Source organism: Olleya sp. R77988 (assembly GCF_044594215.1).
Lineage (GTDB): Bacteria > Bacteroidota > Bacteroidia > Flavobacteriales > Flavobacteriaceae > Olleya.
The window spans coordinates 1,576,710-1,597,750 of the sequence record NZ_CP138988.1; the positions used below are offsets into that span (position 1 = coordinate 1,576,710).

20 protein-coding genes and 2 tRNA genes are annotated in these 21,041 nt (G+C 31.2%); 14 read left to right on the forward strand and 8 right to left on the reverse strand.

The annotated features are described in order from the left end of the window. Nucleotides 1–138: 138 nt before the first annotated feature. The 3 genes from SJY17_RS06990 to murI all read left to right on the forward strand — a co-directional run bounded on the left by SJY17_RS06990 (nt 139) and on the right by murI (nt 2,542). Nucleotides 139–1,146 carry an OmpH family outer membrane protein gene (locus tag SJY17_RS06990; RefSeq protein ID WP_397364785.1) on the forward strand — a complete coding sequence of 336 codons (1,008 nt, stop codon included), beginning with the start codon at nt 139–141 and terminating at the stop codon, nt 1,144–1,146. 42 nt (nt 1,147–1,188) lie between these two features. Beyond that, a complete protein-coding gene (locus tag SJY17_RS06995) occupies nt 1,189–1,698 on the forward strand; it encodes an OmpH family outer membrane protein (protein ID WP_397364786.1) in 510 nt (169 codons plus the stop codon). 64 nt (nt 1,699–1,762) lie between these two features. Next, nucleotides 1,763–2,542 carry a glutamate racemase gene (murI, locus tag SJY17_RS07000; RefSeq protein ID WP_397364787.1) on the forward strand — a complete coding sequence of 260 codons (780 nt, stop codon included), beginning with the start codon at nt 1,763–1,765 and terminating at the stop codon, nt 2,540–2,542. 63 nt (nt 2,543–2,605) lie between these two features. Here murI and rpsU read toward each other — a convergent pair whose 3' ends face one another. From rpsU to SJY17_RS07020, 4 genes are all read right to left on the reverse strand, one after another. Further along, nucleotides 2,606–2,800: a 30S ribosomal protein S21 gene (gene rpsU, locus SJY17_RS07005; protein ID WP_397364788.1), complete on the reverse strand. Its 195-nt coding sequence runs from the start codon at nt 2,798–2,800 to the stop codon at nt 2,606–2,608. A 90-nt stretch (nt 2,801–2,890) separates the two neighbouring features. Beyond that, the gene (locus tag SJY17_RS07010) at nt 2,891–3,754 is read right to left on the reverse strand and encodes an RNA polymerase sigma factor RpoD/SigA (protein ID WP_397364789.1); all 864 of its coding nucleotides are present in this window, start codon (nt 3,752–3,754) and stop codon (nt 2,891–2,893) included. A 146-nt stretch (nt 3,755–3,900) separates the two neighbouring features. Then, nucleotides 3,901–6,576, reverse strand: a complete 2,676-nt coding sequence (locus tag SJY17_RS07015) for an AsmA-like C-terminal region-containing protein (protein WP_397364790.1) — start codon at nt 6,574–6,576, stop codon at nt 3,901–3,903. A gap of 91 nt (nt 6,577–6,667) precedes the next feature. Beyond that, complete coding sequence (locus SJY17_RS07020) at nt 6,668–7,372, reverse strand: queuosine precursor transporter (protein ID WP_397364791.1); 705 nt, start codon at nt 7,370–7,372, stop codon at nt 6,668–6,670. Between the two features lie 109 nt (nt 7,373–7,481). Between SJY17_RS07020 and folK the strand changes: the two genes are divergently transcribed. Continuing rightward, the gene (folK, locus tag SJY17_RS07025) at nt 7,482–8,615 is read left to right on the forward strand and encodes a 2-amino-4-hydroxy-6-hydroxymethyldihydropteridine diphosphokinase (RefSeq protein ID WP_397364792.1); all 1,134 of its coding nucleotides are present in this window, start codon (nt 7,482–7,484) and stop codon (nt 8,613–8,615) included. Then, nucleotides 8,605–9,084 (forward strand): GyrI-like domain-containing protein, encoded by a 480-nt coding sequence (locus SJY17_RS07030; protein ID WP_397364793.1) that lies wholly within the window; start codon nt 8,605–8,607, stop codon nt 9,082–9,084. Before folK ends, SJY17_RS07030 begins: the two co-directional genes overlap by 11 nt. An 11-nt stretch (nt 9,085–9,095) precedes the next feature. Here the strand turns inward: SJY17_RS07030 and SJY17_RS07035 are convergent, their stop codons facing one another. Next, nucleotides 9,096–9,629, reverse strand: a complete 534-nt coding sequence (locus SJY17_RS07035; protein WP_397364794.1) for an RNA methyltransferase — start codon at nt 9,627–9,629, stop codon at nt 9,096–9,098. A 144-nt stretch (nt 9,630–9,773) separates the two neighbouring features. Between SJY17_RS07035 and mutS the strand changes: the two genes are divergently transcribed. The 3 genes from mutS to SJY17_RS07050 all read left to right on the forward strand — a co-directional run bounded on the left by mutS (nt 9,774) and on the right by SJY17_RS07050 (nt 12,669). Further along, the gene (gene mutS, locus SJY17_RS07040) at nt 9,774–12,386 is read left to right on the forward strand and encodes a DNA mismatch repair protein MutS (protein ID WP_397364795.1); all 2,613 of its coding nucleotides are present in this window, start codon (nt 9,774–9,776) and stop codon (nt 12,384–12,386) included. Between the two features lie 96 nt (nt 12,387–12,482). Next, nucleotides 12,483–12,554, forward strand: a tRNA-Gly gene (locus SJY17_RS07045). Between the two features lie 31 nt (nt 12,555–12,585). Beyond that, nucleotides 12,586–12,669, forward strand: a tRNA-Leu gene (locus tag SJY17_RS07050). A gap of 480 nt (nt 12,670–13,149) precedes the next feature. On the opposite strand, the gene SJY17_RS07055 is transcribed toward SJY17_RS07050, so the two are convergent. Further along, nucleotides 13,150–13,395, reverse strand: a complete 246-nt coding sequence (locus tag SJY17_RS07055) for a hypothetical protein (RefSeq protein ID WP_397364796.1) — start codon at nt 13,393–13,395, stop codon at nt 13,150–13,152. Nucleotides 13,396–13,756: 361 nt separating this feature from the next. Further along, complete coding sequence (locus SJY17_RS07060; RefSeq protein ID WP_397364797.1) at nt 13,757–13,936, reverse strand: hypothetical protein; 180 nt, start codon at nt 13,934–13,936, stop codon at nt 13,757–13,759. Between the two features lie 224 nt (nt 13,937–14,160). On the opposite strand from SJY17_RS07060, the gene SJY17_RS07065 reads away from it, so the two are divergent. The 3 genes from SJY17_RS07065 to SJY17_RS07075 all read left to right on the forward strand — a co-directional run bounded on the left by SJY17_RS07065 (nt 14,161) and on the right by SJY17_RS07075 (nt 17,255). After that, the gene (locus SJY17_RS07065; protein WP_397364798.1) at nt 14,161–15,372 is read left to right on the forward strand and encodes an MFS transporter; all 1,212 of its coding nucleotides are present in this window, start codon (nt 14,161–14,163) and stop codon (nt 15,370–15,372) included. 33 nt (nt 15,373–15,405) lie between these two features. Continuing rightward, the gene (locus SJY17_RS07070) at nt 15,406–16,170 is read left to right on the forward strand and encodes an SDR family NAD(P)-dependent oxidoreductase (protein WP_397364799.1); all 765 of its coding nucleotides are present in this window, start codon (nt 15,406–15,408) and stop codon (nt 16,168–16,170) included. A gap of 161 nt (nt 16,171–16,331) precedes the next feature. After that, a complete protein-coding gene (locus tag SJY17_RS07075) occupies nt 16,332–17,255 on the forward strand; it encodes a sugar kinase (RefSeq protein ID WP_397364800.1) in 924 nt (307 codons plus the stop codon). Nucleotides 17,256–17,260: 5 nt separating this feature from the next. On the opposite strand, the gene SJY17_RS07080 is transcribed toward SJY17_RS07075, so the two are convergent. Continuing rightward, entirely contained in the window at nt 17,261–18,277 is a 1,017-nt protein-coding gene (locus SJY17_RS07080) for a LacI family DNA-binding transcriptional regulator (protein WP_397364801.1), read from the reverse strand. A gap of 138 nt (nt 18,278–18,415) precedes the next feature. Here SJY17_RS07080 and SJY17_RS07085 point away from each other — a divergent pair, with 138 nt between their 5' ends. From SJY17_RS07085 to SJY17_RS07095, 3 genes are all read left to right on the forward strand, one after another. Further along, a complete protein-coding gene (locus SJY17_RS07085) occupies nt 18,416–19,462 on the forward strand; it encodes a PfkB family carbohydrate kinase (RefSeq protein WP_397364802.1) in 1,047 nt (348 codons plus the stop codon). A gap of 4 nt (nt 19,463–19,466) precedes the next feature. Then, complete coding sequence (locus SJY17_RS07090; RefSeq protein WP_397364803.1) at nt 19,467–20,135, forward strand: bifunctional 4-hydroxy-2-oxoglutarate aldolase/2-dehydro-3-deoxy-phosphogluconate aldolase; 669 nt, start codon at nt 19,467–19,469, stop codon at nt 20,133–20,135. 71 nt (nt 20,136–20,206) lie between these two features. Continuing rightward, the gene (locus SJY17_RS07095) at nt 20,207–21,040 is read left to right on the forward strand and encodes a DMT family transporter (protein WP_397364804.1); all 834 of its coding nucleotides are present in this window, start codon (nt 20,207–20,209) and stop codon (nt 21,038–21,040) included. Nucleotide 21,041 lies beyond the last annotated feature (1 nt).

Genomic DNA, 21,041 nt, shown 5'->3' on the forward strand with positions numbered 1-21,041 from the left:
TAATAACAACTTGAGGATTTGATTAAAGAATTAAAATTTTTAAGATTAAAATTCGTTATTTTGAAAATAGAAGCTCAACAAAACAATGTTTATCATTAAATTGAGTTTATAATCAAGAAATAATAAAACAATTCCAAAATGAAATTAAAAGTTCTTATTGTATTGGTGATGCTTGCAGCAGGCTTTACAGCTAATGCCCAACGTGGAGTTAGAATTGGTTACATAGACACAGAATATATTTTAGAAAACATTCCAGAATATACAGAAGCGACTAGTCAACTAGAAAGTAAAGTCCAAAAATGGAAGAAAGAGATAGAAGGTAAACTTAATGAAGTTAAGTTAAAGCGCGAAGCACTTAATAACGAAAAAGCTTTATTAACTAAAGAGTTAATTGAAGAAAGAGAAGAAGACATCGTCTTTGAGGAAAAGGAAATTCTGGATTACCAACAAAAACGCTTTGGACCACAAGGAGATTTAATGATTCAGAAAAGGCAATTAATGCAACCTGTTCAAGATCAAATTTTTCAAGCAGTTCAAGACATTGCTAAAGCAAAAAAATATGATTTTGTTTTTGATAAATCAGCAGATGTGGTTATGTTGTATTCGGCAGAACGCTTTGATATGAGCGAGCAGATTATTAGAACAATATCTAGAGCTTCAAAGCGTAATCAAGCTAAGAACAAGGCAGAACGTAAAAATGCTAAAGGAGAAGATGTAATAGTAGAGATTAATGAAGAGCAAGAAGCGCGTCAAAAAGCATTAGACGAAAAAAATGCAGCTAGAGCAGCAGCAGCAGAAGCAAGAAAAAAAGAAATTTTAGATACAAGAGAAGCTAAGAAAAAAGAAGCTGCAGATAGAAGAGCTAAAATATTAGAAGATCGTGCTAAAGCAAGAGAAGAAAAATTAAAAGAAAGAAATAAAGGTAGTGAGGATGATGAGACACCAGTTTCTTTTGATGAAAAAGAAGGCGCTAAACAAGAAGAGGCTCCTAAAACAAGAGAAGAAATTTTAGAAGAGAGAAGACAAAAAAAATTAGCAGAAAGAGAAGCAAGGAAAAAAGAACTTGAAGCTAAAAAACAAAAAATCTTAGAGGATCGTAAGAAAGCTAAAGACGAAAACAAGAGCGGAGAAGACGAAGATAACTAAGACAAATACAAATAATTTATAACACACAAATACTATTTTAAAATGAAACAAATCAAAACACTTTTATTTGCTGCAGCATTATTTATTGGAGCTACCAGTTTTACTAATGCTCAAACAAAAGTAGCACACATTAATACTACAGATCTTGTAGCCTCTATGCCAGAAATGAAAAGAGCGCAAACAGAAATGGAAAATACAGGTAAAACTTTTGAAGCAGATATACAAGATATGGTAAAAGAATACCAAACAAAAGCAAAACAATACGAAGGTGAAGCTGCAACTAAAACTAACGAAGAAAACCAAAAGCGTGGTGAAGAGTTAGCAGGAATGCAACAAAGTATTAGACAATTTCAAGCAGATGCTCAAACACAATTACAGAAAAAAGAATTAGATTTATTAAAGCCTATTACAGATAAAGCTAAAGCTGCAATCTTAAAAGTAGCAAAAGCCCAAGGTTTTAACTATGTGTTAGATTCTTCTCCTCAATCAGGAGTAATTATGGCAGAAGGAAAAGACTTATTAGCAGATGTACAAAAAGAATTAGGATTTTAATCAAAATTCCTTTCAAATTAAAATTAAGCTGTCTAACTTTAGACAGCTTTTTTTATGTAAAAATATGAGTAAACAATTTATAGGTGTTTTTGATTCTGGTGTTGGTGGTACTTCCATATGGAAAGCCATACACAAGCTTTTGCCAAATGAAAACACTATATACTTAGCAGATAGCATTAACGCACCTTATGGTCCAAAAGGGAAAGAAGCGATTATAGCGCTTTCTGAAAAAAATACAGAGTATTTACTTAATCAAAACTGTAAGCTTATTGTAGTGGCTTGTAATACTGCTACAACTAATGCTATATCACATTTACGTAAAAAATATGATGTCCCATTTATAGGTATTGAGCCTGCTATAAAACCTGCTGCTTTACAAACTCAAACTAAAGCAATTGGTATTTTAGCAACTAAGGGCACGTTAAGTAGTGAATTGTTTTATAATACATCACAATTATACAGTAACGGAATTAAAATTATAGAGCAAGAAGGCGAAGGTATTGTGCAGTTAATTGAAAATGGTAATATCAATTCACCTCAAATGAAGGGGTTGTTAATCAATTATTTAAGCCCAATGATTAAAGCTAATGTAGATTATCTAGTTTTAGGTTGTACGCATTATCCATACCTTATTCCGCAATTATTAGAAGTGCTACCTAAACATGTAAAAATTATAGATTCTGGTGAAGCTGTTGCTAGACAAACAAAAACTGTATTGGAAGATAATAAAATATTAAATACATCAACAGCTAAACCTAGTTTTCAATTTTACACTAATGCTAATCCAGAAGTGATGGAAAGTTTATTAAATGGAAAAGGAGCTGTTAAATTCTTAAATTTTTAGAGCCAACAAAAAAACCACGACATTTAAAAATGCGTGGTTTATTTATATAACTTAAAAAGTTACTTATATATTTTCAGCGTCTCTTAAACCTTGAATATAAGTGGCTTTTTGTACTTGACGTCTATTTTTTACAGAAGGTTTTGTAAAGTATTGCTTCTCTCTTAAATTTTGCATTACTTTTACATTTCTGTGCTTACGCTTGTAACGTTTTAGTGCACGTTCTATGTTTTCTCCTTCTTTTATTTCAATTCTTAACATATCTTAATTTTTAATAGGATGCAAATATCAATTAAATAAAAGTATAATTCAAATTAATATTACACTTTTTTACTTTTAATTGCATTTATTTTAACCTAAATACGTTTTTAATATTTTACTTTTTGATGTTTGACGTAAACGTCTAATCCCTTTTTCTCTAATTTGTCTTACACGCTCACGTGTTAAGTCAAAAGTTCTACCAATTTCATCTAAAGTCATGGCTGGTTGATCACTTAATCCAAAATTAAGTCTAATTACATCACTTTCTCTAGGCGTTAATGTTTCTAATGCTCTGTCAATCTCTGTGTTTAAAGACTCACGCATTAAATTTGTATCAGGATTAGGAGAATCGTTAGAGCTAACTAAATCATATAAGCTATAATCTTCACCTTCTTTTAAAGGCGCATCCATAGAGACGTGTCTACTAGAAATTTTCATAGATTGCTTAACATCACTAATAGTTAAGTCCAATTCTTTTGCAATTTCTGACGCACTAGGTGGTCTTTGATTAATCTGCTCTAGATGAGAAGTTACTTTTCTTATTTTATTTATAGATCCAATTTTGTTTAATGGTAATCTAACAATTCTAGATTGTTCTGCTAAAGCAGATAAAATAGCTTGTCTTATCCACCAAACTGCGTATGATATAAATTTAAATCCTCTTGTCTCGTCAAAACGCTTTGCTGCTTTTACTAAACCAGCATTACCTTCATTAATTAAATCAGGTAAAGTTAATCCTTGGTTTTGGTATTGTTTTGCAACAGAAACTACAAATCTTAAGTTAGCAGTTGTTAATAAATCTAAAGATTTTTGACAACCTTCCCTTATTTTTTGAGCTAATTCAACTTCCTCTTCGGCTGTGACCATTGGAAGTTTGCTTATGTCTTGTAGGTATTTATCAAGTGATTTAGATTCGCGGTTGGTAACTTGCTTGGTAATTTTTAATTGCCTCATTCAGTCCAGTATTGTTTTAAATTATTCCTACAATGTAACATTATTATTGATAAATCCTAATATTTAACATTTATTTTTACGTATTAGCGTAAAATCTTTAAATTTCATCAAAAAAAGGCTTGTAAACGACTAATTTTTGTTAAAATTTAGTCTTCTTTTTTCTTATTACTTCCAAAAATACCTCCTAAAATATCTTTTACAGGATCTTTTGTTTTAATAGAATCTGTTTGTGTATTATCCTTTGGTGTGTTATTTCCGTTTAAAATATCTCCTAAAACGTCTTTAACTATTACTCCAGTATTTGTTTTTGTACTATCTTGAGTTGTACCATTTCCTCCTAAAACATCACCAATTACATCATTTAATTTGTCTTTACCTTCATTAATTAGTTTCTGTTTCTGTATTTCAATTAATTGGGTTGTTAAGTTTTTAATTCCGCTTGTTAAATCTGTTTGCACTTGTGGCTGTAAAGTGTTTCCGGTTATAGTTGCGGTTACTGGTATGCTAATAGAATTTACTGTTGGATCATTAATTTTGTTGATTAACGCATTAATATCACTTCCTAAATATTTTGCGGGAACTTCCATTTTTGCTTGATAATTCATAGTATTACTAAAGGTGTGTGATCCACTAATAGTCATCTTAATATCATTATACTTAACATCAAAAGGCTTGACAGTTACTTGTCCATTATTAAAAGAAAGCTTGGTTTTTAAATCTTTTAAATCCAATTTGCTAAAATCTATAAAGCTTAGTTTGTTTTCTAATAATGAGAATAATTGTTCGTTTTTAGGCTGAATTTGACTAGTCAGTAATTCCGCAAAAGCGTCACCAGAAACACTATTTAAAAGTGGTGTAAAATCGTCGCCTAAAGTACCTGATAAAGAAATAGTACTATTTAATTTACCTTGAAGTACTTTTGCTATTGGAGCTAGTTTTTGAAGCAAATCCAAATCTTGAAAAGACTTTGAGATATCAAAATCGTTTGCGCCTAATGTCATATTAAAAGTGGGTTTAGCAGTTTTTGTGTCTACTAGTCCAGACATGCTTAAATCGCCTTCAAATATGCTTGATGTTACATTAGTAAGTTGTGCTTTTTCGTCTGCTATTTTTAAATTTCCTTTAACATCTTTTAGTATTAAATTGTCATAGTAAACGGTTTTTGCGTCTGCTGTAATGCCACAATCTAAAAATGCAGGAATTTTAAGTGATGTTGCAGGTTCTGTACTTTGGTTAATTGGTGCGTCAGATCCACCTTCGACCATAAAATCACTAACTAAAAAGGAGTTTGAGCTTACTTTAAAATTTCCTTTTAATTTTTTGTCGCTTAATAAAAAGCCTAATAAATTATTGATAGTTCCTGTTGCGTTTAAATCTGTTTTTCCTGTAATAGCAATAAAATTATCTAACGTAACCGTTTCTGGATTAAAATTTACTGATGCAGAAGATATATTAATTGGATTAACAATATCTGTGGAAGAAAACACAAAGTCTGTCACGTTCATGGTACCGTTATTTTTAATACGATCGTATGCATTAGTCTCGATAGCATTCATATCAAAATTAGTATTTAGCTTGGCTTTTAAAACCCCTCTTAGTTCGTTTTTAAGTTCTATTGGATAGGCTTTTGTAAGGTTTCCTAAATTTAAAACACCATCTACATGTGCATCAACTAGCATGTTTTTGGTTAGGTTTTTTAAGGTTGCACTACTTTTAAACTCATCTTGATCAATTTTAAAATTAAGTGTTTTTAATTCTACATAAGTGTCATCTGTAATACCTGTTTTGTTTTTTACTTGTGCGTTTATACTAATATTTTCTACACGTTTTGGTAAGTCTGCAAATTTAAAAGACGCATTATTAGATAATATGTTTATGTCTAATGTTGGGATTTTTGTTTCTGTAATTTGACCTTTTATAATTCCGTTAACTTTAAAGTTTCCAGAAGTGTCTACATTATCTAAATTTTTTGCATATGTTTTTGGTATAACTGCTAAAAAGTCTTTAAAAGAAGACCCTGGATTTTCAAAAGAGATGTCAACTTCTTGAGCGTTTTCTAATTGTTTAAAGTAACCTTTAAACTGTAATGGTAAGTCGTTAATGTAAGCTTTGTTTTCTTTAAAAGTGTAAGTGCTATTTGGCAAATCTAAGTCTATTAAAGCATCAAGCTTTATTAAGTTGTTGCTTAAATACTCAGTATTATCTAGACTTAAAGTAACGTTAGCTTTTGTGTTAGTATCTAATTGAGAGGTCTCTCCAGAGAATACTCCTTTACCTGTATGATTTAAATTAGAAATATTAAATACAGTATTGGCTGCTTCATCTAAATAATTAAAGGCACTATTGCTAATACTGTAATCTTCTATGTCAAAGCTAAATCCACTGCTTGTTGTGTTATTTGTTGTAGTTGTTGCTTTTTCTTTTGTAATATTCCAATTGGCGTCACCATTTTTGTTAGTTTTTAAATTAACCAAAGCTTCGTCAATATTAACAGTGTTTACAATTATAGGGTCTTGATCAGCTTTTTTAAATAGTTCTTTTATAGACATGTCTAAAGAGACCTGTTTTATTTTTGCTAGCGTATCATTTTCAAAAGGTGCAAAATTTGTAATAATCAAATTATCTAAAGTAACATTAGCTTGTGGAAAACTGCTTAAAAAACTAAGATTAACATCGTCAAAAGTGACTTTAGCATTGACGTTTTTGTTAATATAATTTCTAACCATATCTTTGATTTGGCTTTGAAATATAAAAGGACTTGCAATTAAAAGAGCAAGTAGTATTAATAGTGTTATTCCTATAATTTTAAGTTTTTTCTTCATGTATTTTGTTTTCTAATCTAACTACGTTTAAACTAAACAAAAAGTTGTGCTAACAAAAGTATTTAATATAAGTTTAGCATTTGTATTTTTACTAAAGCATCTGGATTTCTTCGTTGACTTTCAAATTAAATCGTTTTCTGAAAATATAGACACCTAAATATAAAAAAGGTGTGTCTAAAAGTGCAATTAGTACTTTAAATATAAAGCCACTAATTAGTAATCCGTAAAATTTATCCCAAGCAATTTCTCCAAATGAGCATAATAAAAACAGTACAGAAAATGTGTCCACAAACTGAGATAAAAAGGTCGAAAAATTGTTGCGTAGCCATAAGTGTTTTCCCTTGGTTAAGCGCTTCCAAAAATGATAAATCTGTATGTCTACTAATTGTGCTAAAAGGTAAGCCATCATGCTGGCAAAAACAGCAATAATGGTGTTGCCAAATACAGTTGTAAATAAACCATCATTAACTGGAGACCAGCTGGTGGCAGATACTGCATTTGCAGTATAGACAATTAAAAGTGAGAATATAGAAGCAAATATTCCAGCTATAACAATTTGATTAGCACGTTTTTTGCCATAAATTTCACTAATTAAATCTGTAATTAAAAAGGTAATTGGATAGGGTAAAATACCTACAGAAATTTCAAAAAGCTTAGCGCCAAATATTTCGATATTAAAGGGATACCAGTAAAAAAATTTCTGAAATATAAGATTAGATACCACTAAGGAGGTTATAAAAAGTGCACCAAGCAGTAAGTATATTTTTTGAGCCAGTAATTTGTCTTTTAACGTCATAAAAACTTATTAACAGATTTGATAAAGATAAGAACTAAGTGAATTTCTTTTAGTTATTTTGTCAAAGAACTTATTTAGCACAAAAAAGCTAAATAAATTCTAATAATTTATGACTGACCAAAAAACCGTATACATAGCATTAGGAAGTAATAAAGGCGATAAGTTTAAAAACTTACAAAACGCTATAGATGCTATATTTACGCAAATTGGTAACGTCATTGCTATTGCAAAAGTATACCAAAGCAAAGCTGTAGGTTTTGATGGTGACGACTTTTTAAACACATGTATTGCAGTTAAAACAACACTTAAACCTAAAAAAGTGTTGAGTAAATTATTGCAAATCGAAAAAAACTTAGGACGTACACCAAAGCAAACAGTAGGTTATGAGTCTAGAATAATAGATTTAGATATTATTTTTTATGATGAAGAACAGCTAGACGAAAAAAACTTGGTTATTCCACATCCCGAAGCGCATAAACGTCGCTTTGTGTTAGAGCCACTTCTGGCAATTGCTGCAAAAATTAAGCACCCAATTTTTAATAAAACTGTAGAAGTTTTGTTAGAAGAATGTAAAGACAAAAGTGTTTTAGAACCCATTAAGATTTGGCTAAAAAACCCAAGTAAACTATTTAATTTTTCTACCCATAATTATATTGCTATTGAAGGTAATATTGGAGCAGGAAAAACAAGTTTGGCAACACAAATTTCTCAAGATTTTAATGCCAAACTTGTGTTAGAGCGTTTTGCGGACAATCCGTTTTTACCAAAATTTTATAAAGAGCCACAACGTTATGCGTTTACTTTAGAGATGTCTTTTCTGGCGGATCGTTATCAGCAAATCACAGACGATTTAGGTCAACTAGATTTATTTAAAGACTTTATTGTTAGCGATTATGACGTGTTTAAATCGTTGATTTTTTCAAAAATCACGTTGCAACCAGACGAGTTTAAGTTGTACAGAAAGTTGTTTTATTTAATGTATAAAGACATTGCAAAACCCGATTTGTATGTCTATTTATATCAAAACACAAAGCGTTTGCAAGCAAATATAAAAAAACGCGGACGTAAGTATGAAAGCGAAATTGAAGACGATTATTTAGAAAAAATTAATACAGGATATTTAGACTTTTTGAAAAGTCAAACCGAGTTTAATGTCAAAATTATTGATATCTCTGACAGAGATTTTGTAAAAAATAGAGCTGACTATTTATGGCTTTTAAATCAAATATGTAATGAAGCCTAATATTATAAAATCTAAAAAAATATTAATTGTTGGTTTAAAAGATAATTTATCTTTTATGACCAATGCGCAAGGTACTGGTAATTTGGCTAGACAGTTTATGCCAAAGCGTAACCAGATTTTAAATCGTGTTGGGACAGAAAAATTTTCAATCCAAGTTTATGATGCATTTGATTTAAGTCAAATGACACCAAGCACAGTGTATGAAAAATGGGTTGGAGTAGAAGTGTCTAGTTTTAAAACTATTCCTGAAGGGTTAGAAACTTTAACGATAAAAGCTGGTAACTATGCAGTTTTTAATTATAAAGGAAAACCTGAAGGGTTTTTAGAAGCTTGGCAATATATACATACCAAGTGGTTGCCAAATTCAGAATACAAATTGGACAATAGACCACACTTTGAAAAGCTTCCGGATGATTATCATCCATCAAACCCTGAAGTAGAAGAGGAAATTTGGGTACCTATTAAATAATTGTTTTTTTGTTATAAAGCCTTCAACTTACTAAACAAATCCCAAACAACAACACCACAACTTACGCTAATATTAAGAGAATGTTTGGTTCCAAACTGAGGGATTTCTATAACAACATCACTTGCGTTTACCACGTCTTGTGCAACACCTTTAACTTCGTTACCAAAAACTAAAGCATATTTTTGATTGGTTACAATTTTAAAATCATCAAGCATTGTTGCGTTTTCGGCTTGTTCTATAGAACAAATAGTAACGTTTTCAGATTTTAGTTTTTCAACCAAATTAATAGTGTTTTCAAAATATTCCCAAGCAACAGTGTCTGTACTTCCTAAAGCAGTTTTATGGATATCTTTGTGTGGTGGTGTAGCAGTAATACCGCATAAATAAATTTTTTCAATTAAAAACGCATCACTAGTCCTAAAAACACTTCCAATGTTATTTAGACTTCTAATATTGTCCAAAACAATAATAATTGGTGTCTTTTTTGCAGTTTTAAAGTCGTCAATGCTAAGTCTATCTAGTTCGCTATTTTTTAGTTTTCTCATTAAATAGTTTTATTGTCATTCCTGCGAAAGCAGGAATCCACATCCTTAAAAAATTGTGAATAATTATCAATAACTTAAATCAATTTGGTTTCTGTAAAAATCAATATTTAGTTACATTGCAAACTTACTAAAAACGTATATCCTTTGGCAACAAAAAGTAAAAAAGTCACTCCGTTAATGAAGCAGTACAATGCTATTAAGGCAAAGTATCCTGACGCATTATTACTATTTAGAGTTGGAGATTTTTATGAAACCTTTGGTGAGGATGCTATAAAATCTGCAGGTATTTTAGGTATTACCTTAACTAAAAGAGGAGCAGGAAGTGAAAGCGAAATTGAGTTAGCTGGTTTTCCGCATCATTCTATAAACACCTATTTGCCAAAATTAGTAAAAGCAGGAGAGCGTGTTGCTATTTGCGATCAACTTGAAGATCCAAAACAGACTAAATCTATTGTAAAAAGAGGTGTTACAGAGTTAGTAACTCCAGGAGTTGCTTTAAATGATGAAGTGTTACAGTCAAAAACAAATAACTTTTTGTGTTCCGTTTATTTTGGAAAAGTACATATTGGGATTTCATTTTTAGATATTTCTACAGGTGAGTTTTTAACCTCTCAAGGAAATCAAGAATACATTGATAAATTACTTCAAAATTTTAACCCAAGCGAAGTTTTAGTAGCAAAACCAAAACGTAATACATTTACAGAATATTTCGGAGCCGATTTTCATACCTTTAATTTAGAAGATTGGGTCTACCAACCAGATTATGCTAACGAAACCTTATTAAAACATTTTGACACCAAGTCTTTAAAAGGGTTTGGGATAGAAGATTTAAATGAAGGTGTTATCGCATCTGGTTCTATACTTCATTATTTAGCCGAAACGCAACATAACAAATTAGAACATATTTCTTCCATTTCGCGTATAGCTGAAGACGATTATGTTTGGATGGACCGTTTTACCATCCGAAACTTAGAGCTATACAATTCGACCAATAACAATGCTATCACGTTATTAAATATTATTGATAAGACTATTTCTCCAATGGGAGGACGTCTTTTAAAGCGTTGGTTAGCATTGCCATTAAAGCAAATTGATCAAATCAAGCAACGTCATGAAGTCGTATCTTACTTAAAGACAGATGGTATTGTGTTGGATAAGATTCAGCATCATATAAAATTAATAGGAGATTTAGAGCGATTAATCTCTAAAACAGCGACTCAAAAGGTAAGCCCACGAGAGGTTATTCAACTTAAAAATTCTTTAGAAGCAATAATCCCTATTAAAGGATTAGCGTCTAACTGCGATAACGATTCATTAAAAGTAATTGGCGATAATTTACAAAGTTGTAATGTGCTTCGCGAAAAAATTAAAGAAACTTTAAACGAAGAAGCACCTGTAAATATATTAAAAGGAAGCTCAATAGCTGCCGGATTTTCTGCAGAATTAGATGAGCTTAGAGCATTGTCAACCTCAGGGAAAGACTATTTAGACAAAATGTTACATCGCGAAAGTGAGCGTACAGGAATTACGTCGCTTAAAATAGCTTCTAATAACGTTTTTGGGTATTATATTGAAGTAAGAAATACACATAAAGATAAAGTTCCGGAAGAATGGATTCGTAAACAAACTTTAGTAAACGCAGAACGATATATTACTGAAGAACTTAAAGAATACGAAGCTAAAATTTTAGGTGCTGAAGAGCGTATTATGGCAATCGAGCAAAAATTGTTTGCAGATTTAGTACTGTGGATGAACCAATATATAAAACCTGTACAGCAAAATGCGTATTTAATAGCTAAAATAGATTGCTTATGTGGTTTTGCGCAATTGGCTTCAGATAATAATTATGTGTATCCAACTTTGGATGACTCGTACGATTTAGACATTGTTGATGGACGTCATCCAGTAATTGAAAAGCAATTGCCAATTGGTGAGCCTTATATAGCAAACAATGTTTTTTTAGATAGAGAAACACAGCAAATAATAATGATTACTGGACCAAACATGTCTGGTAAGTCGGCTATTTTACGCCAAACAGCTTTAATCGTGCTGCTGGCTCAAATAGGCAGTTTTGTGCCTGCAAAAGAAGCTAGAATAGGTATGGTAGATAAAATATTTACACGTGTTGGCGCAAGTGATAACATATCGATGGGTGAATCTACTTTTATGGTAGAGATGAATGAAACTGCATCCATCTTAAATAATATATCAGACAGAAGTTTAGTATTGTTAGATGAAATAGGAAGAGGAACCAGTACGTATGACGGAATCTCTATTGCTTGGGCAATTAGTGAATATTTGCATGAGCATCCAGCAAAACCTAAAACGTTGTTTGCAACGCATTATCATGAGTTAAATGAAATGACAGAGACCTTTGAACGTATTAAAAACTTTAATGTCTCTGTAAAAGAATTGAAAGATAATGTCTTATTTCTGCGCAAGTTAGTTGAAGGAGGTAGCGAACATAGTTTTGGTATCCATGTAGCAAAAATGGCAGGAATGCCTCAACAAGTACTGCGTAGAGCCAATCAGATTTTGAAAAAATTAGAAAAAAGTCATTCAAGTGAAGAATTAACAGATAAAGTAAAATCTATACAAGATGACATGCAATTAAGCTTCTTTAATTTAGATGACCCCTTGCTAGAAAATATAAAAGAAGAGATTTTACATATCGATATTGACACGTTAACACCAGTTGAAGCCCTTATGAAGCTTAATGAAATTAAACGTATGTTAGTGAAAAAGAAGCAAGTATAAAATAATTTAATTATTTTTTAAAAAAGTCTTTGCAATTTACATAAATATCTTAAATTTGCATCCGCAATCATAGTGTTGCTCGTTCATTTAAAGACTGCGAAAGTAGCTCAGGGGTAGAGCATCACCTTGCCAAGGTGGGGGTCGCGAGTTCAAATCTCGTCTTTCGCTCTGAGATATTTTTATTAAAATATACCAAGATGCTGAAGTGGTGGAATTGGTAGACACGTTGGACTTAAAATCCAATGTCCATTAGGACGTACGGGTTCAAGTCCCGTCTTCAGTACTAAAAACCTTGTTAATCATTTGATTTTCAAGGTTTTTTTAATTTTATGCTGTCAAATTTACTGACAGTTAGATGTTTTTTAGTTTTTAACCAAGTTAGCGAAATGAAACAAGCAAAGATGTGAGCTAAGGAAAGTGTAACGACCTAGTGAGGATTTTGCATAGTTGAATTAGATAAGTTGGTTTTAATTACTTTACTTAAAACGCTTTTTTGGATTCTTCTTCGTTGCAAACACTCTATATACTTTAACTTGTTTTTTATCTATTTTGTATAATAATACAAATGGATATTTCTTTAGAGGACTTTGTCTAAACTCTTTGTAAACAATTTTAAATTGGAGTGGGTTTTCTTCTAAATAGATAATAATTCTCTTAATTTCGATTAAAAAATTATCAGATATGATTGTTGAGATATTACTATACCAATCAAAAGAATTTGCTATGTCAATTTTAGCATCTTCTTCAAAAAAAAACAATAAATTTAGGCATTATTGCGACCTCTTACATAATTTTCGACATCGGACCAGGAATGAAAAACAGATTTTCCTTCAGCTTCTTTTTTGGTAGCTTGATCTAATGCTTTTTTTTGCTGACTTGTAAGTTTATGGTCTTTAGATTCAAACCATTCTTCAGGAAGTAAATTAAGAAGTTTCATTTTCTTATTTACTGGTAGTTCCTTAAATGCTTGAGCCAATTGCTCTACTGTTAAATTTGGTAGTGTTGCCATAATACAAATATAATAATTTTTGCTTATGGATTATCAAAAGCAAGTTAGCGAAATGAAACAAGTAAAGATGTGAGCTAAGGAAGTGTAACGACTTAGTGAGGATTTTGCGAAGTTGAAAGAGATAAGCTTGGTTTTTTAGAGAAAAGGCAATAACAAGTGAAGTGTATTTTTTGCTTTTCTTGGCAGAAATGCACTTTTCTTGTGAGCGTTTCAAAAATGGGTTCTTGGAGTAAGCGAATAGAACTTTTTTTTGAAAATGAAAAACTATACTTCTAAACCTGTTCCTGCTATTTCATAAATAATGTTCCCTTTATCAATATCACTAATTGCTTAATCAATTATCTTTTTAAAAGAATTTTTTTTAGTTCTGGTATTCTAAGTAAATTGAAATTGCTTTTAGCATATTTGTTTTTTTATGATCTCTTATTTTGCATAATTCAAACTCAGATTCTGTTTTGTGGTAAGCATTAGGAAAAGTTGTGTGTTGATGTCCATCATATTCTATTAATAAATTATGCTTCTCAATATAAAAATCGAACATCAATAATGCCAATGTTATTGTTACTACAGTTTAAAAATGTTAATGCAGTAAAGTCTTCTATGCCAGTTAAATCTACGATGTATGGTCTATAGCAACAATGTTTCACGCTTTAGCACAAGGAATACTAAGTTTCTCAATATTTAAATATTAGGAATCGCAGAAGCAGGAAATAGGCCAGGAGCAGCTAAAGCTAATGCAGAATGGTTCTCAACTAAATAAAGGCGTTGGCTCAAGGTATATTTAATTCAGGTGCTGCATTAGGTGGTATTGTTGCCTATCCAATAATCGGATTACTTTCTATTTACTTTGAGTGGAAAGCAATATTTATAGTTGTAGGTATACTGGGTTTATTATGGTTAATACCTTGGTTATATATCGTAAAATCTGGACCTAAGACTCATCCTTGGTTATCAAATGATGAAAAAAAATACATTTTATCGGGACAACAAAATCAGGATCTTGATGAAGATAGTAATTATGATGATGGTTATAACCCTAGTAATGGTGAATTGTTAAAACGAAAGGAAAGTTGGGGTGTAATAATAGCTTCAGCAGCTATTGACCCTATTTGGTGGCTATTTATAGTATGGATACCAATATATTTATCTGAGGTATTTGGTATGAATGTAAAAGAAATTGCATTTTCAGTTTGGGTTCCTTACGTAGGAGCAATGATTGGTGCATGGTATGGTGGTTTACTAGCTCAAAAGAAGTTAAATTCTGGGTGGACTGTAGATATGACACGTAAGTATGTTATTACTTTAGGGTGTATAATAATGATTCCATGTTTTATTCTATTAAAATTCCCTGATGCACCACAAGTTTTAGGGATTTTTGGAGTTGAACAATCTGCTGCAATAACAATGGCTGATCCACAAGTTAAAAAGATAATGGATAATGATGCATTTAAAGATTTAAAAACGGATAAAGCTTTTATTGAAAATATTGCTGGAAAAAGCATTAATGAAATTAAATCTAATTCTGAATTTAAGAAAGCATATGAATCTGCTGTTTGGAAAACACCAAAAACAGATGCTACAAAAGTAGAGCGTTTATTGCCAAAATATGGACCACCTTCAGATTCTGGAATTGCTGCTCTAGCGTCTTTATCAGAAATTAATAAGGCTCGAAATACTGCAGCATTAATTGCAATTGTAATTATGGCTATATTATTATTTGGTTTTCAAACAGCAATTGGAAATGTTCAAACATTACCAAGTGACATGTATAGTGGTAAAATTGTAGGAACTCTATCAGGTTTTGCTGGTATGGCAGCAAAATTAGGAGCAGCTGGTTTAACAATTTTAGTTACATTTATTACTACAGGAGGTAATTATACTCCTGCATTTTTAATTGGTGGTGCATTAACAATAATAGCTTTACTTGCTGTTTGGATTTTATGCCCAAAAATTGAACCTTTAAAACCTATAAGTTAAAACAAAAATAAATTTAAATTAGAATATATTAAGATGAGTAAAAATAACGGAAAAGTAGCTGTTGTAACAGGAGCAACAGGAGGAATTGGATTTGAAGTAGCTAAAAGATTAGGTAAAGATGGATATACCGTAGTTTTAAATGGTATTCAAGATGATGAAGGAGCTAAAAGAGTAGAGCAACTTACTTCTGAAGGAATAACAGCTGAATATTATGGATTTGATGTTACTAATGAAGAAGCAGTAACTTCAAACATTACTAAAATTGGTGAAAAATACGGTAAAATAGATGTACTTGTAAATAATGCAGGTGGTTTAGGTGGACGTTCTAGATTTGAAGAAATGACTACTGACTTTTACAGATTTGTAATGGCATTAAACTTAGATTCAGTATTTTTTGCATCTAGAGCAGCAATCCCTTTCCTTAAAAAAGGAGAGCACCCTTCAATAATCAACTATACATCAAATGCAGGATGGACAGCTGGTGAACCTGGAGCAGGTATCTACGGAACATCAAAAGCTGGTGTACATGCAATAACAAGAGCTTTAGCTAAAGATTTAGCAGAATATGGTATTAGAGCTAATGCAGTATCACCAGGTACTATTGACACACCATTTCATGCACAAATAAAGGCAACAAAACCAGAGGTTTTTGCTTCTTGGGCTAATAATATTATGTTAGGAAGATTAGGTCAACCAGAAGATGTTGCTGGTGTAATTTCTTTCTTAGCAAGTAAAGATGCTTCATTTATTACAGCTGAAACTATCCAAATTGGTGGTGGTCAAGCTTTAGGTATTTAAGAGCATATTTCAATAAATATTAAAAGCCTTTCTTTTAAAAGAAAGGCTTTTTTTGTAAATTTAATTTAAAAGCTACCAACTATGAACCAGACAGTAACATTTGGAGAAGTATTAATGAGACTTTCCCCTTTAGGAAATAAAAAATTTATGCAATTAATCGTTTGGAGTTTTATTTTGGAGGCACTGAGGTTAATGTTGCTATTTCTATTGCAAATTTTGGCGGAAAAGTCAAGCATGTTTCATCAATTTCTGATGATTTTATAGGTGATACAGCAAAGTCTTATTTAAGAAAATTTGGTGTAAGCACATCAAGTATAGTGCGATCTAAACGTCCCTTAGGTGTTTATTTTCTTGAGGTTGGTGCAGTCATGCGTCCAAGCTCTATCTCGTATAATAGATCTCATTCAGCTTTTTCTGAAATACAACCAGAAATGGTTAATTGGCAAAAATCATTAAAAAAATGTACATGGTTCCATTGGACAGGTATTACGCCTGCTCTTTGTCAAGGAGGTTATCTTACATTAAAAGAAGGTTTGAAGTTAGCCCAAAAAAAAGGAATTGAAGTGTCTGTGGATCCAACTTACAGAAGTGGTTTATGGAAATATGGTGCACAACCTAAAGAAACACTTTCTGACTTATTACAATATTGTACTATCTTTATTGGAGGTATTAATGAAATGAATGAAATTTTAGGAACCGATTTTAAGTATTCAAACGAAGACTTTATTGAAGCTAGTCAACAAATAATTGAAAAATTTCCTTCAATAAAAAAAACATTTGATAAAATTAGAACGCTAATTAATGCGTCTTGGCATAAAATACGATCTAGAATGTGGAATGGTAGTGAATTTAGAGAAACTGAAGATTTAGACATTACTCATATTGTAGATAGGATTGGTACTGGTGATGCTTTTGCAGCTGGATTAATTTATGGTTTACAAAACTTTGACGACTATAAAGCGATGGAGTTTGGAGCTGCAGCTTCTGCGTTAAAGCATACATATGAAGGTGACGTTAATTTTTCAAATGTAGATGAAGTAATGAATATTTTAAAAGGAAATACTTCGGGACGATTTAACAGATAGTTAAATTATTTTGAAGACTGACGCTCAATTAATTCTGCCTTTAAAATAATTTTATTTAGCGATTGTTTTACTGTGTCCATTTTAACACGTTCTAAAAAAGTTTGTGCTGCTAATTTTCCTATTTGCTCACTATGCTGATTTATACTTGTTATAGTTGGTGTAACTAATGATGTAAACGGTTCATTACCAAAACCAACTAAGCAAATGTCTTTTGGGACATTTATATTGCTTTCATTTAAAACTTGTAGCGCACCCAAAGCAGCATTATCACTTGCAACGTAAACAGCATCTGGAGGGTTCTCTAAAGCTAATAGTTTTTTCATTTTTAATCTTCCATCTTCTAGTGTTAAACTACTTTCAATCAATAAATGATCATCATGTGGTAGGTTATGTTTATGTATAGCATCTATATAACCTCTAATTCTGTTATTAAAGATTCTAGTACGTCTATAACCTCCAATATGTGCAATACGTATGCAACCTTTAGATATTAAATGTTCAACAATCATATGACTACTTTCATAATCATCAATACCAATATAGTCTACATTTAAATCATTTTCTCCACGATCAAATAATATTAATGGAATACCTTTAGATTTTACTTTTTCAAAGTGAGATAAGTCTACAGTTTCATTAGCCATAGAGGCAATTATACCATCAACTTGAGTAAACAACAGTGTGTCAATATTGTTACATTCTTTTTTAAAAGACTCGTTTGATTGAGTAATAATAATACTATATCCTTCTTTATTTAAAACTTCTTCTATGTTTTGAATAACAGAAGAAAAGAAATTACTATTTGTTCTAGGTACAATAACACCCACTAAGTTGCTTTTTCCGCTACGTAAAGCACTGGCTAGATGGTTTGGTTGATAGTTAAGCTCTTTTGCAACACGTCTAACAGCTGCTTTTGTTTTATCGCTTATACGTGAATTATTATGAAGTGCTTTTGATACAGCAGCAGGTGAAATATTTAAAACATTTGCAATGTCTTTTATTGTTGTTCTTTTTTTATTCACCTAGTTTTTATATATTTGCTTAAACGTTTAAGCAAAAGTATCATTTATAATGATGAAATCAAAATAGTTATATTTTGGTTTCTTTTTTTAATAGATGGTTAAACGTTTAAGCAAACTATAACTAATTAAAAAAATACAATGAAAAAAGTAGTCACTTTTGGAGAAATCATGTTAAGATTAGCTCCACAACAATTTTTAAGATTTTCTCAAGCTTCAAGCTTTGATGTCATTTATGGAGGAGGAGAGTCTAACGTAGCAGTATCATTAGCAAACTATGGTGTACCTGTAGATTTTGTTACACGTTTACCTAAAAATGATATTGGTGCATGTGCAATGATGGAAATGCGTAAAAGAGGTGTAGGAGTAGATAATATTATTTATGGTGGAGACCGTTTAGGTATCTACTTTTTAGAAACTGGAGCAGTAAGTAGAGGGTCTAAAGTAGTATATGATAGAGCACATTCTGCAATTTCTGAAATCAAACCAGGAATGGTAGATTGGAAAGCAGTATTTAAAGACGTGGCATGGTTTCATTGGACAGGTATTACACCTGCAATTTCTCAAGGAGCAGCTGATGCATGTTTAGAAGCTGTTAAAGTTGCTAGTGAAATGGGTGTGACTATTTCTACAGATTTAAATTATAGAGCAAAACTTTGGACTTTTTGTGACGAAGCACATAGAGAAAAAATAATGACAGAAATAACATCATATTGTGATATTATTTTAGGTAATGAAGAAGATGCTGAAAAGCATTTTGGGATCCACCCAGAAGGTTTAGATGTACATAAGCATGGACATGATGTAAAAGCTGAAGCTTTCTTATCTGTTTGTAAGCAAATGATGGAAAAATTTCCAAGAGCTAAAAAGGTAATTACAACTTTAAGAGGATCAATTTCTGCATCTCATAATACTTGGGCTGGAGTTTTATATGATGGGAAGAAAATGTTTGAAACACGTCAATACCAAATTACGGATATTGTAGATAGAGTTGGTGGAGGAGATTCGTTTATGGGAGGATTAATTTACGGATTATTAAAGTATCCAGAAGACGATCAAAATGCATTAGACTTTGCTGTAGCAGCGTCATGTTTAAAGCATACAATTAAAGGAGATGCTAACTTAGTAACAGTAGCTGAAGTAGAAAAATTAATGGGTGGTGATGCATCTGGTAGAGTAGCAAGATAATATTATGGCAAATTATACAAGAATAGAAGTTGCAAATGTTATGAAACAAACAGGAATGGTTCCTTTGTTTTATAATTCAGATATAGAGATAAGTAAAAAAGTAATAAAAGCTACTTATGATGGTGGAGCACGTTTACTTGAGTTTACAGCAAGAGGAGATTTTGCTCATGAAGTTTTTGGCGAACTAAACAAATGGGTACTTAAAGAATTGCCAGGTATGATTATGGGAGTTGGTTCTGTAACAGATGCAGCCTCAGCTTCAAGATTTATGGCTTTAGGTGCCAACTTTATTGTTACTCCTGTATTAAGAGAAGATATTGCAATAGTATGTAATAGACGTAAAGTAGCTTGGTCACCTGGTTGTGGATCGTTAACAGAAATATGTAGAGCAGAAGAACTAGGTTGTGAAGTTGTAAAACTTTTCCCAGGTGGTATTTATGGTCCTGATTTTGTAAAAGCTATAAGAGGTCCTCAACCTTGGACAAGCGTTATGCCTACTGGTGGAGTGTCTCCAACTAGAGAAAATCTTGAAGGTTGGTTTAAAGCAGGTGTAACATGTGTAGGAATGGGATCTAAACTAATTGCAAAAAATGCAGAAGGTAATTATGATTTAGCAAAAATAAAATCTGACACAAAAAATGCTTTATCTATTATTTCTGAATTAAAAAATTAACTTTACAACTTTAGTAATACAATAAAAGACCTTTTGTAATTACAAAAGGTCTTTTTTTAATTAATAAAATATTGAAAAAAGCTATCCAATTTATGATTATTAGCGCATTAGCATTTGTTTTTTTAAATATAGGAGTTAAATATTTAGGAAAATTTAATGTCTATCAAATAGTTTTTTTTAGAGCATTAGGGTCTTTGTTTTTTACTTATCCTTATTTAATAAAAAATAAAATTTCCATAAAAGGTAATAAAGTAGGACTATTAGTGGCAAGAAGTATAGTTGGCTTAATTGCAATGACATTATTTTTTGCATCATTAAAATTATTACCAACTGGTACAGCAGTATCCATACGTTATACAGCGCCAATATTTGCAGCTGTTTTTGCTTTGGTAATTTTAAAAGAACGAATAAAACCTGTCCAATGGTTGTTTTTTATTGCAGCTTTTTGTGGTGTATTAATGCTAAAGGGTTTTGATACAAATATTAATAGTTTAGGGTTTTTGTATGTAATAATTTCAGCATTATTTACAGGTTTAGTATTTATACTTATTAGAAAAATAGGAGATCAAGATCACCCAATGGTTATTGTTAATTATTTTATGACAACATCATTAATTATTAGTGGAATTTTGAGCATAAACTATTGGATTAAACCAGAAGGTATAGAATGGTTATGGTTATTAAGTTTAGGTGTTTTTGGGTATTTTGGACAGATTTATATGACTAAAGCTTTACAGACTTCAGAAACCAGATTGGTAGCACCTTTAAAATATATTGAAGTCGTATTTACAATGATTGCAGGTGTGGTTTGGTTTACAGAAGATTATACTATAATCACCATTTTAGGAATGGTATTAATTATAACCAGTTTAGTACTTAATGTTTTAGTGGTGAAGAAAAATTAAG

Coding starts and splice junctions, on each gene's coding strand:
- SJY17_RS06990 (WP_397364785.1), top strand. CDS start 139: ATGAAATTAAAAGTTCTTATTGTATTGGTGATGCTTGCAGCAGGCTTT.
- SJY17_RS06995 (WP_397364786.1), top strand. CDS start 1,189: ATGAAACAAATCAAAACACTTTTATTTGCTGCAGCATTATTTATTGGA.
- murI (WP_397364787.1), top strand. CDS start 1,763: ATGAGTAAACAATTTATAGGTGTTTTTGATTCTGGTGTTGGTGGTACT.
- rpsU (WP_397364788.1), bottom strand. CDS start 2,800: ATGTTAAGAATTGAAATAAAAGAAGGAGAAAACATAGAACGTGCACTA.
- SJY17_RS07010 (WP_397364789.1), bottom strand. CDS start 3,754: ATGAGGCAATTAAAAATTACCAAGCAAGTTACCAACCGCGAATCTAAA.
- SJY17_RS07015 (WP_397364790.1), bottom strand. CDS start 6,576: ATGAAGAAAAAACTTAAAATTATAGGAATAACACTATTAATACTACTT.
- SJY17_RS07020 (WP_397364791.1), bottom strand. CDS start 7,372: ATGACGTTAAAAGACAAATTACTGGCTCAAAAAATATACTTACTGCTT.
- folK (WP_397364792.1), top strand. CDS start 7,482: ATGACTGACCAAAAAACCGTATACATAGCATTAGGAAGTAATAAAGGC.
- SJY17_RS07030 (WP_397364793.1), top strand. CDS start 8,605: ATGAAGCCTAATATTATAAAATCTAAAAAAATATTAATTGTTGGTTTA.
- SJY17_RS07035 (WP_397364794.1), bottom strand. CDS start 9,629: ATGAGAAAACTAAAAAATAGCGAACTAGATAGACTTAGCATTGACGAC.
- SJY17_RS07055 (WP_397364796.1), bottom strand. CDS start 13,395: ATGGCAACACTACCAAATTTAACAGTAGAGCAATTGGCTCAAGCATTT.
- SJY17_RS07060 (WP_397364797.1), bottom strand. CDS start 13,936: ATGTTCGATTTTTATATTGAGAAGCATAATTTATTAATAGAATATGAT.
- SJY17_RS07070 (WP_397364799.1), top strand. CDS start 15,406: ATGAGTAAAAATAACGGAAAAGTAGCTGTTGTAACAGGAGCAACAGGA.
- SJY17_RS07085 (WP_397364802.1), top strand. CDS start 18,416: ATGAAAAAAGTAGTCACTTTTGGAGAAATCATGTTAAGATTAGCTCCA.
- SJY17_RS07090 (WP_397364803.1), top strand. CDS start 19,467: ATGGCAAATTATACAAGAATAGAAGTTGCAAATGTTATGAAACAAACA.